This window comes from Candidatus Cloacimonadota bacterium (assembly GCA_016932035.1).
In the GTDB taxonomy this organism is placed as follows: Bacteria; Cloacimonadota; Cloacimonadia; order JGIOTU-2; family JGIOTU-2; genus Celaenobacter.
Map to the genome: position 1 here is coordinate 144,031 of JAFGDR010000031.1, position 13,991 is coordinate 158,021.

Consider the following 13,991-nt stretch of genomic DNA (forward strand, 5'->3'; position numbering starts at 1 on the left):
GTGAAAAAAATACAGAGTTTACTCATCCTAATTCTTATGGTAATACCAATAGTCGTTATTGCACAGAAAACAACGAAAGTGTATGAAGTAAATGATTCAAAATGTATCGGCTGTACGATCTGTGTGCGCAAAGTACAATGTCCAACCGATGCCATAACAATGGTGAATGGTAAAGCTGTTATAGACAAGACAAAATGTATTGCATGTGGTGTATGTGCAGTTCAATGTCCTGTAAAAGCTATTTTTGAGACTGAGATAATAGATAGTACTGTACCGAATGATACTAAAGACATTGCAATCATAGAAGAAAGTACTTCTCAAGAAAATATTTTATACGAGGTAATCCCTGAAGCATGTATCGGGTGTAGAATTTGTGTGAAGAAATGCCCGATGCAGGCAATCAGCATTAAGAAGGGTAAGGCAATTATTGATTCCACGAAATGTAATAATTGTGGAATCTGCGAGAAAGTTTGTCCTTTCGATGCGATTAGAGAAAAAGAATAGGCAGGGAAATCTTTACAGATACTGCATCATATCTTTGTTTTTTACCTGTCCATACAATTCAATATAAGGCTTAACAGGGCTCGAAACAATTTTTGGGAAAAGCACCTCTTCAATCTGGAAAAATCCAGCAGACTGCGACATCTCGATAAGTATTTTTATAGGCTTCTTCTCGCCTTTCAAGATATTTACTTTTTGGATCGAGCTTGCGGAATATTTATGAATATCCCCTACTCTTGGTTGCTGAGAGAGTAATGTCGTAATACGGGAACGTCCCTTTTCCATATCACAACCGTCACCAATAAGAACAAGACCAGCTTCCAGCGAATAGATCTTCTCAGTTGCCATATGACCGAATATACCTTCGATGACCATGGATTTAAGGATGCATTTTCTGTGAATGTCTTTACCGTAAATGACATCGAGAATTCTCTGAATAATTGGTTCAGCAATGATGATCCCGATGATCTCATGATGATCGCGTGTCGAGGACATACCTACATCATGCAGAAGAGATGCCATAAGAACTGATACCTGGCTATCCTCTACAGTTCCGAGATTTTCATTCTCCAGATTGAATTTGATGCCTGCTTTATGCAACAAATCAAACATCTTCAGAGCATTGAGTGCTGCCTTACGCATATGCACCGGTCCATGATCGTTATATCCGAGACGTTTTATTGAAACTGTATTTGCATAATCCTGAAGAGCTTGTACTTCTTCATCTTCAAATATATGTTCTGCAATTTCTTTTGCCTTTCCCTTAAGATGGCTGATAATTGTCTTTTCAAGATTCTGTTGTTTATGAGTTTTCTTTATCATACTATGTTTTCTTTTCCATTTTACTTTTTACAATGAAAGTGTAGCATTTGACATATACTTGTCAATAAGAATGTAATAAAGTTGAAAGTGGTACGAATGAAAATTAAAAAAAGGAATGCTCCTCATATTGGGAGCATTCCAATTTATATAGATTGTTTATAATCTTTATTTGGTGTCTTTATTGTATTTCTTGTATGAGATCCTCTCGACCAATGAATAGATAGTCGGGATAATCAGCAGGGTAAAGAAAGTTGCGGTAATTAGACCCCCAATAACTGCAATTGCGATCGGTGAGCGCATTTCTGAGCCCTGACCTGTACTGATTGCCATTGGGAGCATGCCTCCGATCGTTGTTATAGCTGTTATCAGAACCGGTCTCATCCTATCAGAACCTGCCTGCAAGATCGATCTTTGGGGAGAGAGCCCCTCTTTTCTCAGCTGATTAATATGATCAATTAGCACAATACCGTTGTTCACCACAATACCAGAAAGCACGATAATGCCAACGAACGTAATAGCGCTAAGTGTGGTTCCGGTGGCAACAAGTATATAGATAACACCAATATATGCCAATGGGAGTGTGAACATGATCACAAACGGCTGTTTGAAGGATTCGAATTGTGATGCAAGAATAACATACACAAGAAGGACTGCGAGAAGAAGGGCAAGGAATAAGGTAAGGAAGCTTTCTTTCATGTCTTCATACGCCCCACCGTACTCGATGAAGTATCCAAGCGGAAGGTCATCTGTAATATCCGTGAGTTCCTTTTTGATCTTCAGAACTGTTCCGCTAAGGTCTTTTCCTTTCAGGTCAGCGGTTATTGTAACCTTCCTCGTCTGATGTTCGCGCGATATTGTCAGAGGACCTTCACCAATATCCCATGAAGCTATTTGCTTAAGGGGGATCGAAAATCCCATCGGTGAAACTAAAGTAATATCTTCAAGATTTTTGATACTGTTCCTGTCTTCCTTATCATATCGTACGAAGATATCGATCTCATCTCCTGCTTCACGAAAGATACCTGCCACCGTTCCATAAGTTGCGGTTCTGATCGCAGATTCGATCTGTGCCGTTGTCAGGCCGTATCTAAATGCCTTATCTCTGTTTATCTTAATGTGAAGTTCGGGCTTCGCTTGCTTGTAGGTATTTTTAACATCGATGATACCTGGAATTGACGAAATTTTATCTTCAATCTGAAGACTTATCTTTCGGAGATAATTGAGATCCTTCCCAAATATTTTGATCGAAATAGGATCACCTGAACCGCCCATCATCTCGCCGGACATATCAGAGAATGTGATATCTACATCTTCGTAGCGGGGAAATTTCTGCCTTATTGCTTCTTTTATTTCGTCAGAACTGCGGTCGCGATCTTCTTTGTAACTGATCCTGAAAAATATCTGCGATTCGTTGGATCCCTGAGGATTAGTAGGGTCGGCTGCTGCCATACCTTCTGTCATAGCGCCGGTAGCAGACATGACATCGATGACTTCAGGAATTTCTTCAATGATCGCTTCGAGGTCATGCACAAGAGCACTTGTCTGGTCAAGACTTGTACCCACAGGAGCTTTTACCGTCATGACCTGCATGGGCATATCGGATTTCGGCATGAATTCAGCTCCAACAAACGGTATAAGTAAAATTGCAAGTACAAAGAAAGCAAGCGTAATTAAAATGATTTTCCCCCGATGATGCAGAGACCAATTGAGAACTCGAACATAGAAATTACGCAGCTTGATGAATATCTTACCTGTCGCCTGCATGTATTCTTCGCCCGACGCTCGCTTTTTAAAAATGACAGAAGCAAGCATAGGAACGATCGTAAGGGCTACGAATAATGATGCAAAGAGAGAGAATGCAACAGTGAGTGCCATGCCGCGGACAAGCTGACCGGTAAATCCTCCCGCAAAAATCATGGGTGCAAAAACAGCAATTGTGGTCAGCGTTGATGCAGTTATCGCCATACCAACCTGCGAAGCACCGATAATCGCTGCTTCAAAACGCTTCTTCCCTTTTTCAAGATGACGATAGATGTTCTCGATCACAACAATAGAGTTATCTACCAGCATACCAACCCCGAGCGCCAGACCTCCAAGTGTCATGATGTTCAGTGAATATTTTGCCAGGTAAATTGGAATAAAAGTAACGATTACCGAGATGGGGATTGCAAGAGAAATGATAAGCGTCGGACGCCAGTTTCTTAGAAAGAGGAACATGATCAATATTGCAATGAGACCACCAAATATAAGAGTATTTCCTGTTTTTGACGTTATTCTTGCTACGATATCACCCTGATCAAAGATCTCCACAAATTTGATGTCTTCAGGAAGGGTTTCCTTGATCTTAACCAATTCTTCATTGATAATTTTAGAAACCTTCAGTGTGTTTGCACCGGACTCTTTACTTATCCAGAGCATGACGGTAGGTTTACCGTTCGTGAGAACTTTATATCGTACTTCTGCAAATCCATCTACAACTCGAGCTATATCCTTCACATAGATGACTTTGCCGCTTTTACTCATCCCGATAGGGGTGTTTGCAATTTCCTCGGTTGATGTGAATTGACCGAGTGATCGAATCATATATTCATTGATACCTTCGTCGATATAACCGGCACTCATATTAAGATTTTGAGCGCCAATGATCTGAACCACATCATCGATGGAAATCCCATTCTGCTCCAGCTTGACTTTGTCGATAATGACCTGCTTCTGCGGTTCGTCTCCACCCATCATTGAAATGGAAGCAACCCCCTTGAGATGCTTGAGTTTAGGCTCGACCTCATCTTCGAGTATCTTCTTAAGCTGATAGGTATTCTCCATACCGGTAACACCATAATATAAAACCGGCATTTCAGAGAGATTGAACTTAACAACCATTGGACGATTTGCATCTTCCGGAAGATAATCAAGGTTCATATCGATCGCATCTCGAAGATCTTGTGCAGCAAAATCAAGATTTGTGCCCCAGACAAATTCAACAAGAATGAGAGAAATGTTCTCCATGCTTTCGGACTTGAGATTTTTAATATTTTTAACACCGGCAATGGAAGTTTCGAGAAGCTTTGTTATAACCTCTTCGACATCTTGGGATGAAGCTCCCGGATAATATGTCACAACTGAGATGGTAGGATAGTCGAGATCCGGAAGCATTTCAAAACCGATCATCAGGAATGATACAATACCCAATATGACAACCAACACAGTGAGCATCGTTACAGTGACGCGTCTGTTAACGGAAAATTCTGGTAATTTCATGATAAGATCTCCTTGTGTGTGGTGTGCATTACTGGTTTCTAATTATTACTTCAGAACCATCAGGCAGACCGATCGCACCGCTGATAATCACAAGATCATTTTCACTAAGTCCTGATAAAATCTCAACCTCGGTTTCGTTCGACAACCCTCGAGTAATTGCCTGTTTTGATGCTTTTGATTTACTCACCACAAAAACATAATTGTCATCGACAAGAGCATCTTTGGGAATGATCAGAGTTTTAGATGAGCTTTTTATTACAATATCTGTAAGCGCAAATTGATTTGGTTTGAGTGAATGGTCACGGTTGTCAATATTGATCGCGCAGGGGAAGGTTCCGGACATCATATCTGCTTCAGGAGAGATGAAAGTAACCGTACCCAGGAAATATTGGTCAGGTTCACTATCAACAAAGATATAGGCCTTTTGTCCTTTTTTGATCTTATTGATGTCTACGTCCGAGATGTTTACATTCATTTTGAGTTTATCAAGAGTGACGATGCGGAACAGGGCAGGATCTCCATATGCGCTTGGGAGCATAGGAGAAAAGGATTCACCCTCATGTTTTGTGCGAAGGGTTACGATTCCGTCGAAAGGTGCTTTGATTTGTGTGTTATTCTTGATAAAATTATATGCCGATTCTGCTGTCTTGTATTCAGATTCGATCTGGTCGAAAGTTTGTTTGTCCACAGAACCGGTATTTTTGAGGGACTTCATTCGCTCATAATTTTTCTTTGCAACCTCGAACTGTGCTTCTGCCTGTCTGAGCTGTGTGCTGTCCATGATCGCAAGCACCTGTCCCTTGTGAACGTTATCACCTTCTTGAACAAAAATTTTATTGATCTTCATGCTAAGTTCGGGACCAACGAGTGCCGCTTTTTCTGCTTCCAATGTTCCGGAATAGGTCACTACCTCTTCGATATCTTTGATTTTAACTTTTTCTACTTGGACAATATTTTTACCTGTTGATATGATCTCTTCCTCAACTTTCGCTTTTTGTGAACAAGCAGTAAAGGATATGACGATCAGTATAAGTGCCAGAGTTACTATTTTATAGTTCATGTGTTCCTCTCAATTATTTGTTTGTATATTTTTCCAAGGCATACTTTGCTCGCACAAAATCATAGTAAGACGTTTGCAAGCCCAGTTCTATGCTGTAAAGCATTATCTCTGAATCCATTAATTCTGTATTGGTGACCATTCCCTGGTCAAAAAGGTCATTTACGATACTATAATTTTCTTTTGCATTCTCATATGCCAACTTCCCGCTCATCACTTTTTTTGCTTTTGTGATCAGGTCGTACACGCAGTTTTCAGCTGCCATGAGAATTTTCTGACGTGCATCTTCCAGCTTGAGTCTTGTGCTTTTATACTCATAGCTGCTTTTTTTAAGATTGGTAATGTTTGTACCAAAATGGAAAATTGGAACTGAAAATACAGCAGCTATGTTCCATGTATCAGCACCATCAAAATTGAGTTTGTCATCCTGGTCAAATGTACGGGTGTACTTTAGATTGAAAGAAGGAAGAAAGTTGCTGATAGCCAGTTTGTGCGCAGTCTTGGCAATTCGATCTGTAAGTTCCAGGCTTTTTAGATCAGGATTTTCAGATTTGACAATGGAAAGCACATAACTCAGCGTATCATATTTAGTAACCTCAGACATAGAGTGCAATAGTGAAATCTCATTATCATAGGATGTAAGGTCAATGCGGTCAGGCATAGCAGCATCAGACAGAGACTGCAAGCCGAGAATGTTGAACCAGTATGTTTTCAGAACAGATAAACTATTCTTCAACTGCTCAAGTGTGATCTTGTCATTTTCGACCTTTACTTCCCACTGAAGCACATCGGATTTTGTAACCATTCCCACATCGAATTTATCCTGAATTTTTTTCAACTGAGCTCTGCTGGATGCCAGGCTTTTATTTGCGATCTTGATCATATCTTGGATATTAAGAATATTAAGATATGAATCTGCAACATTGTACTCGAGATCGTTCTGTGTGCTTGCAAGGCTTTGTAGTGCCTGCTTTGTGCTCAATCTTGCGATCGTATAACCGAGAAAGAGTTTCCCGCCATTGAATATTGGCTGTTGCAGCGTAATATCGGTCGTGTATGTTGTTTTGTAAATTCCGCCGCTCAATTCACCGGCAGATATCGGAACATAGTCACCAGTCGGCACATCGAATGCATCGAAAACCGGTAATTTATAAACTGTGTTCGCTTCGTTGTAGGTTTCATCGTCTATCCTAAAAGCCATTGCATTGAAATCAAGTTTCGGGAAGAAATTCGTAAGAGCATTTTTTTCATTCCACTTTGAATTTAGATAATCATATTTTTCAGCATTAAAACTCTTGTTGTTCTTGAGAGCAGTTGAGATCGCATCATTAAGAGTTATGGCAGAAAGATGGAAGCCCATCAAGAACAGCAGAAGGATCAAAAACTTGAAAGCCCTGAAAATGAGTTTTTTACTCATGTATATCTCCTTATTATATAATTTATGGTTTCATTCCCTTGAATATTAAATCGATGAGATCGTCGGTATTCTCAAAAAGTGTTTCCGTATCAAATTCAGGATCAAAGATGTACATCATCATTTGCGTCAGAAGAACGGAATAGAATATTTTTGTTGCATCGAAGGTGTTGATATCGCGGGATATAATATTATTTTTTTTGAATCTATCCAATAATTTTTGGAATGATTTCATGAGTTCAATATCAAGGAAGATACCCTTCTGGATATGCGCATCGGAGGAAAGGGTTGCAATAAAAATCTCCTTTAGACTATCCTTATTTACTAATAACGGGATACTAAAAATTTTTCTTAGGAGTAATTTTATCGCATCTTTCGCTTTTTGCTCTGTAAGATTAACGGTAAAAATTTCATCACTATCAGCGATTTTGAATTCCATCTGCTCCTGTATGATATCGAGCAGAAGATCGTGCTTTGAGGGGAAGTAGTTATATAAAGTTCCAACTGCCACATTAGATTTTTCTGCGATATCCTGCATGGATGTATTCGAGAATCCTTTCTTGTTAAATAGGTCAACTGCGGCTGCAAAGATCCTATCTTTTCGGGCTGTTTTCTTTTTTTCTCTTAAACCAGTCATGATATCTCCAAAAAATGAATAGATTCAAAAATGAATTGGTTCACTTTTTTGTGGCTTCAATAAAAGCTGTCAAATTATTTAACATAGAATAAAAATATTTGACATTATTTAATCCTTATTTGTAAACGTTGAACTACATTGATAAAAAACCAGAGGAGATGCTATGGAAGAAAAACAAGCTAAGGTTTTCAGGTTCAGGGATATCTTTAAAGCATGGAATCATACTTTCAGATTCCATCGTTTGATGATATCAGGTTTTGCGTATATCCTTATGGGGATTATTGCATATTTCCTCATATTCGATGACTTTCTTATTCCAGTTTCTATGTTCGGTATGAAAGATACGTTATTGGTCGCTCTTAACCTCTTTTCCGTTAAATCGATCATCGGTATAATCTTGATTGCGTTCATTATGTTTATCGCCCGAATGTGCATTGCATATTCCATCAGGACTGAGGTGGTTGATGATGAGATATTCGTTGGATGGAAAGATGTTTTCAAATTCTTAGGTAAACATATTAAGACATTTGTATTTTATGTGTTAGGATGGATTTTGCTCTTTGTTCTCATTGCACTTGGTCATCTCTTCTTCTATGTAATCGGTATGATCCCCTATGTTGGTTCACTTTGGCTATCAATCATGTATCTTATCCCTTTTGTGATTTCTCTTTTTGCAGTTCTTGCAGGGGTCATTCTATGCTTTGCATGTACCTATGGCGCTGTTATCGTTGGTGTCGAGCAGGAATCTGCAATGGACAGTATCATAAGTCTATTCCATCTTATTAAGGACCACGGCGTTTATATCATTGCCACACATGCGCTATCATGGCTCGTAGGAACCATTGCATTCTGTTTCGTTTTCGTCGTCGTTCAGGGCGCGGTGGCACTCACAAGCTGGGGCGCACATCTCATCATGGGACAGGAGTTTGCTAAGATAACAATTCCGAGTTTCTTTGGATTTCTGGGCCTTCTCTTTCCAAAACTAAATATGGTTTATGGCGTAGGTGGATATTATCTTGTTCCAGGATTTATCATAGGTATTTTCCTGATTCTGATAGCAGGTATGCTCTATTCCTATTTCTTTAATTATATGTCCGCAGCAGAAACCTTCATCTATCTTTCATCACAGGATAAATTTTACCCAAAGAGAAAAGATGACGATGTCGATCTTGATGAGGACGAAGAAGACGAGGAAAAAGATGACGTGGAAGAAGAAGTCGATGTTGAGATCGATGTCGAAGAAAAAGAGAAAGAATAGTAACAATGGTACATTTTAAGGAATTAGGATTTCAAAATACGCGTGACATGTTTAAAAAGGCGATGGATGGCAAATATGCCATCCCCGCCTATAATTTTAACAACATGGAGCAGCTTCAGGCAATTATTACTGCTTGCGTTAATACAGCTTCTCCGGTTATCTTACAGGTTTCCAAGGGTGCTCGTAATTATGCAAACGAAACCCTCCTTCGATATATGGGACAGGGTGCTATTGCAATGATGAAGCAGATGGGAAAAGCAGTTCCCGTTGCAATGCATCTTGACCATGGAGATACTTTTGAACTGTGTGTAAGTTGTATTGAATATGGATTTTCATCCGTTATGATCGACGGATCTTCATTGCCGTACGAGGAAAATATCGAGCTGACAAAAAAAGTGGTTGATTATGCTCATAAGCATGACGTCACCGTAGAAGGTGAATTGGGTGTTCTCGCAGGAATCGAGGATGATGTTTCTGCTGAAGTGTCACACTACACCGATCCAGACGATGTTGAAGATTTTGTGAATAGAACAGGTGTTGATTCGCTTGCAATATCAATCGGCACCTCGCACGGCGCGTACAAATTCAAAGTAGCACCAGGAGAGAAAATTCCACCACTCCGTTTTGATATACTCGAAGAGATTGAACACAGAATTCCCGGATTCCCGATTGTGCTTCATGGTTCATCATCCGTTATGCCAAGATATATTGAGATAATTAATAAGTATGGCGGAGATATGCACGGTGCAACAGGTGTGCCGGAAGATCAACTTAGAAAAGCAACAAAATCTGCTGTTTGTAAGATCAATATCGACTCTGACGGAAGACTTGCTATGACTGCTATCATACGAGAATTTCTCGCAAAAAATCCATCCGCTTTTGACCCGAGAAAGTATCTTGGACCGGCTCGCACAGAACTGATTGCAATGTATGAACACAAGAATAAAAATGTCCTTGGTTCCGCAGGAAAGGCATGATATAACATAAAAACTTGACAATTTATACGAAATTTAAGAACAGAAATTCTATACGTGTTTTTTGAATTGAAATGTCGAAATTAAACCAAGCTTCGGCTGATTATGTTAACTTCTTAGGCAGGTAATAAAAAAAATAACAAAGTTCGAGAAGGAGTACTATGAAAAAAATAATTGCTTTAGTTGTGTGTTTAATGATAACCACAAGTGTGTTTGCTTTCGATCCAGGTGAAAAACTTATCTGGGGTGAAGTAGGATTTAGTTCTTATACACCCATGAAAGATTTTGATGCTACAACAACACTTAGTCTTGATGCAATGGTCAGCTATTTTCTTATGAAGGATATTTCACTTGATGTCGGTCTTTTTTGGGAAAGTGTAAAAAGTCCATATTTCTATATGAAAGAAGATGAAACCCAAACTGTTAGTGATCTGATGCTTGGCGTTGGTGGTTCTTTCTATATAACTAATTTCTATATCAATGCAGCATTTCTCTATGAGTTGTATAGTTCAAAATATAATAGCAAGAGTGATGACACCTATACTCAAAATGCAACATACTTACTGTTTGGTGGTGGCTATCTGTTCCCACTTGTTGAACATGTATTTATAGATATTGGTGCTGATTATTTGATGGGACTTGGAAAATTCTCTGGTGATAGCGAAGCAGACAACGAACGCACAAACATTGGTGTCGGAGCAGGTTTTGTAGTTCATCTACCATAAAAACTAATAATGTAATTATGAAATAACGGAGCATCATTCAATGGTGCTTCGTTTCTCATTTCAATACATACCAAAACATATAAGAAAGTATGAACTAAAAAGGAGTACAATGATGAAAAAACTACTAGTTCTTATACTGTTACTTGCTGTTTGTACCTCTGCCTTCGCTACAGAAGGACGAGCAAGAGGCATGGGAGTAAATCCCATATTTTATGATGATGACTGTCTTTTTATTCTATTTCCACAGTATATTTCACATTATATGAATAATGCATATATTGATGCATATTATTCTTCATATTATGGAAAGACTCAAGCTTATCAATATTCGGGCGGTTTGAACTTCAAGCTTCTCGGCAATGACTTTGGTATCTATATCAATAGAGATTTCCCCATCAAGTTTGACTATAATTATGCAAGACTGGATAAAGCAATGAACCTCTATCTTGCACTGGGTGGACTTGGTCTTGGATTCGATGTTGCAATGGATAACTATCAGAACGATAATTATTATACGAAATCAAAGCTGACAGAAAACACTCTTGGTCTTGGTGGAAAGATCGGACTCGAAGTAAGCGGTTTTGATGTTGCAGGGCAGGTATACTTTGCAACCGGAAAATCTGAAGTGGAAGATGTTTCAGAAGACACTGATAATGCCATGTTCTTATATGGTGCTGCTCGAATGAAAATGTTCGAAACAGAAAAATCATGTATTTATCCAAAAGCAGAACTTGAAATTGGAACCGCAAAAGAGGTGGAAAAAGACCTGACAAAAGATGATAATGAAGATGAATACAAATTTAATTACATGACCATCGATCCGGGTATCGGCTTGAATCATTGGATTACGGACGAAGTCCTTGTTATCGCTGCTGCAAGCTGCGGGTATTATACCGGCAAATATACCTATTCATACGGGTATTCAGACACAACATATAGTTATGATACCAGCTATTCTATGATCACCCTGCCTTTCCTTGAGCTTGGCCTTGAAGCACATCTTGCAAAATGGCTGACCTTACGAGCAGGTGTTAGTAAAGAATATTACTACTACTCATCAAAAGGTGATGAATGCTGCAAAGATGATAACAAAGTTTCATATTATGATTCAAACTTCAACTATGCATTTGGCGTTGGACTTAACTTCGGAAGATGGACGGTCGATTGGGAAATCTGTGATGACCTTTATTGGGAAGGTCCGTTTATTGTAACTGGAAATGAAAGCGATTTTGCCGGTTCATTTACGGTAAAATATAATTTCGGTCAATAATCTCTATTCTGATTATAAACTTAGGGACGATTAAAAAAATCGTCCCTTTTTGTTTTATATACAAATTTTCTTACTACATTATCTTCTCAATAAGATCGACAACCCTGTTTGAGTAACCCCATTCGTTATCATACCATGAAATTACTTTTACGAAATTACCACCCATAACTTTGGTGAGTTGTGCATCGAAGATGCTTGAATGAGGATTCCCAATAATATCTGTGGAGACGAGAGGTTCTTCAGAATATTCAAGAATACCCTTCATCTCTTTCATAGCCGCTTTCTTCATTGCAAGGTTTATTTCTTCTTCTGTTACTTCTTTTTCAAGCAGACAGACGAAATCTACAATAGAGCCGTCATGAACCGGCACGCGCATTGCCATTCCGTCGAGTTTACCATTAAGTTCAGGTATTACCTTTCCTGCAGCTTTGGCAGCGCCGGTCGTCGTTGGAATAATATTTGAAGCGGCAGTTCTTGCCCTACGCAGGTCTTTATGTGGTGAATCGAGGATTTTTTGGTCATTCGTGTATGCATGCACGGTTGTCATGAGTCCGTACTTCACCTTAAAATTATCGTTCAATACTTTTACTACTGGTGCAAGGCAGTTGGTCGTACACGATGCATTGGATACGATCTTGTCTTCGGGTTTGAGCATATAATCATTAACACCTAGGACGATCGTTGCGTCGATCTCATCTTTTGCAGGAACTGTAAGTAAAACCTTTTTTGCACCTGCCTGAAGATGTTTTTCGATCTGTTCTCTTTTACGGAATATGCCAGTGGATTCTACAGCTACATCCACACCGAGTTCCTTCCACGGAAGTTCAGCCGGGTCTTTTATTGCATAGACTTTTATAACTATCCCGTCTACAATAAGCGATCCGTCTTGTTCTTCGACCGTGCCCGGAAATTTACCGTGAGTAGAATCATATTTCAGAAGCTGGGCAAGGGTCTTTGCATCCGTGATATCATTAACAGCAACGACCTTGATATTTTTGCGCTGCATCATTACACGGAAAACAAGCCGCCCGATCCTTCCAAATCCATTTATGCCAACATTAATCATACATTCTCCTTTCAAAATATGTTAATGTATTATTTTTACTTCATCTTGAATATCTTCAGGAATTGTAATGCCAAGTTTTTGAGCTGTTTTTTCATTCACCATCAGCGTTCCTTTTTTAGGCATCCTGACTGTGAGTTGTGACGGTTTTGTGCCCGATAGAATTTCTTTTGCCATAAGTGCAGCTTCACGACCCTGTTCATAACCGGATTGGGTTTCTCCGCATAGGACGCCACCAAGAACGGAGAATGCTTCGAAACTAAACGTAGGAATCGGAGTATTATCAAGTGTCCAATTAAGGACTCGTTCGTTTGGTATACTCTCATCAGAACCTGGATCTCTCAGCGTAAAGTAAAGATATATTCCAAGAGCATCAACTTCTGAGTGGATCTTTCGTACATATTTTTTCCAGTCATCGTAATTATCGGTCATAAAAACATCATACAGATCAACCGGAAAATTTTCCTGAGTAAATCTGGTCACTGCAGCTTGTGAAGTCACACTATTATCAGTAATAATAGCAACTGATCTTACAGATGGATCTAGTTGCTGGAGCAATCCGATCGTGCCCTCAATAAGATTTCGTTCAATGACACCGGTGATATTCTTTGCAGGCATTCCATAATCCTCTGGATCTCCATTTATACCAGTAAAGATAAATGGGAATTTTTTATCGATGTATTTACTTGCTACCAGTCGGCACGCATTGTCATCACAAACAATAACAATATCCGGCTTGAAAGAGTCAATTTTCTGAATAGCTTCGGTTGTGACGTTCTTTTCCCATGTTTTATCCGTTTTGCGTTTTGTATCCATATAGAAGGACTCGATCGTAATATCCTGATCATTGAAGATTTCATATATTCCCTTTTTCTCCTGCTTGCACCATTCATATTCAGGATGATAGCTGTATATTACCAATATTTTTTTTGGAGATTTTGAACAGCCAATAATGATAAACAGTGCTGCTAATAAAAGCATGATTATTTTCTTCATGAACATTCTCCTTGCA

The 13,991-nt window shown here is 39.1% G+C and carries 11 protein-coding genes and 1 pseudogene; 5 read left to right on the plus strand and 7 right to left on the minus strand.

What is annotated here, in order from left to right; translation table 11 throughout:
* On the plus strand, positions 1-504 hold the full coding sequence (locus tag JW794_05610; protein ID MBN2017588.1) for a 4Fe-4S binding protein: 504 nt from the start codon (positions 1-3) through the stop codon (positions 502-504).
* Positions 505-516: 12 nt separating this feature from the next.
* On the opposite strand, the gene JW794_05615 is transcribed toward JW794_05610, so the two are convergent.
* The 5 genes and pseudogenes from JW794_05615 to JW794_05635 all read right to left on the minus strand — a co-directional run bounded on the left by JW794_05615 (position 517) and on the right by JW794_05635 (position 7,689).
* On the minus strand, positions 517-1,323 hold the full coding sequence (locus JW794_05615; protein ID MBN2017589.1) for a phosphohydrolase: 807 nt from the start codon (positions 1,321-1,323) through the stop codon (positions 517-519).
* A gap of 165 nt (positions 1,324-1,488) precedes the next feature.
* Positions 1,489-4,581, minus strand: a complete 3,093-nt coding sequence (locus JW794_05620; GenBank protein MBN2017590.1) for an efflux RND transporter permease subunit — start codon at positions 4,579-4,581, stop codon at positions 1,489-1,491.
* A gap of 28 nt (positions 4,582-4,609) precedes the next feature.
* Positions 4,610-5,641 (minus strand): efflux RND transporter periplasmic adaptor subunit, encoded by a 1,032-nt coding sequence (locus JW794_05625; GenBank protein MBN2017591.1) that lies wholly within the window; start codon positions 5,639-5,641, stop codon positions 4,610-4,612.
* Between the two features lie 13 nt (positions 5,642-5,654).
* Positions 5,655-7,055 (minus strand): TolC family protein, encoded by a 1,401-nt coding sequence (locus JW794_05630; protein MBN2017592.1) that lies wholly within the window; start codon positions 7,053-7,055, stop codon positions 5,655-5,657.
* 101 nt (positions 7,056-7,156) lie between these two features.
* Positions 7,157-7,689: pseudogene (locus JW794_05635) on the minus strand (TetR/AcrR family transcriptional regulator).
* Between the two features lie 163 nt (positions 7,690-7,852).
* Here JW794_05635 and JW794_05640 point away from each other — a divergent pair.
* The 4 genes from JW794_05640 to JW794_05655 all read left to right on the plus strand — a co-directional run bounded on the left by JW794_05640 (position 7,853) and on the right by JW794_05655 (position 11,916).
* Positions 7,853-8,947 carry a hypothetical protein gene (locus JW794_05640; GenBank protein ID MBN2017593.1) on the plus strand — a complete coding sequence of 365 codons (1,095 nt, stop codon included), beginning with the start codon at positions 7,853-7,855 and terminating at the stop codon, positions 8,945-8,947.
* 5 nt (positions 8,948-8,952) lie between these two features.
* Positions 8,953-9,924 carry a class II fructose-1,6-bisphosphate aldolase gene (locus tag JW794_05645; protein ID MBN2017594.1) on the plus strand — a complete coding sequence of 324 codons (972 nt, stop codon included), beginning with the start codon at positions 8,953-8,955 and terminating at the stop codon, positions 9,922-9,924.
* A gap of 158 nt (positions 9,925-10,082) precedes the next feature.
* Positions 10,083-10,646 (plus strand): hypothetical protein, encoded by a 564-nt coding sequence (locus JW794_05650; protein MBN2017595.1) that lies wholly within the window; start codon positions 10,083-10,085, stop codon positions 10,644-10,646.
* 112 nt (positions 10,647-10,758) lie between these two features.
* Positions 10,759-11,916, plus strand: coding sequence for a hypothetical protein (locus JW794_05655; GenBank protein MBN2017596.1), 1,158 nt, complete (start codon positions 10,759-10,761; stop codon positions 11,914-11,916).
* A 73-nt stretch (positions 11,917-11,989) separates the two neighbouring features.
* Here JW794_05655 and gap read toward each other — a convergent pair whose 3' ends face one another.
* Positions 11,990-12,982 (minus strand): type I glyceraldehyde-3-phosphate dehydrogenase, encoded by a 993-nt coding sequence (gap, locus tag JW794_05660; protein MBN2017597.1) that lies wholly within the window; start codon positions 12,980-12,982, stop codon positions 11,990-11,992.
* Positions 12,983-13,003: 21 nt separating this feature from the next.
* The gene (locus JW794_05665; protein ID MBN2017598.1) at positions 13,004-13,975 is read right to left on the minus strand and encodes a hypothetical protein; all 972 of its coding nucleotides are present in this window, start codon (positions 13,973-13,975) and stop codon (positions 13,004-13,006) included.
* Positions 13,976-13,991 lie beyond the last annotated feature (16 nt).

Excerpts from the sequence above, each read along its gene's own strand:
- JW794_05615 (MBN2017589.1), bottom strand. The coding sequence starts at position 1,323 with ATGATAAAGAAAACTCATAAACAACAGAATCTTGAAAAGACAATTATC.
- JW794_05620 (MBN2017590.1), bottom strand. The coding sequence starts at position 4,581 with ATGAAATTACCAGAATTTTCCGTTAACAGACGCGTCACTGTAACGATG.
- JW794_05625 (MBN2017591.1), bottom strand. The coding sequence starts at position 5,641 with ATGAACTATAAAATAGTAACTCTGGCACTTATACTGATCGTCATATCC.
- JW794_05630 (MBN2017592.1), bottom strand. The coding sequence starts at position 7,055 with ATGAGTAAAAAACTCATTTTCAGGGCTTTCAAGTTTTTGATCCTTCTG.
- JW794_05640 (MBN2017593.1), top strand. The coding sequence starts at position 7,853 with ATGGAAGAAAAACAAGCTAAGGTTTTCAGGTTCAGGGATATCTTTAAA.
- JW794_05645 (MBN2017594.1), top strand. The coding sequence starts at position 8,953 with ATGGTACATTTTAAGGAATTAGGATTTCAAAATACGCGTGACATGTTT.
- JW794_05650 (MBN2017595.1), top strand. The coding sequence starts at position 10,083 with ATGAAAAAAATAATTGCTTTAGTTGTGTGTTTAATGATAACCACAAGT.
- JW794_05655 (MBN2017596.1), top strand. The coding sequence starts at position 10,759 with ATGAAAAAACTACTAGTTCTTATACTGTTACTTGCTGTTTGTACCTCT.
- gap (MBN2017597.1), bottom strand. The coding sequence starts at position 12,982 with ATGATTAATGTTGGCATAAATGGATTTGGAAGGATCGGGCGGCTTGTT.
- JW794_05665 (MBN2017598.1), bottom strand. The coding sequence starts at position 13,975 with ATGAAGAAAATAATCATGCTTTTATTAGCAGCACTGTTTATCATTATT.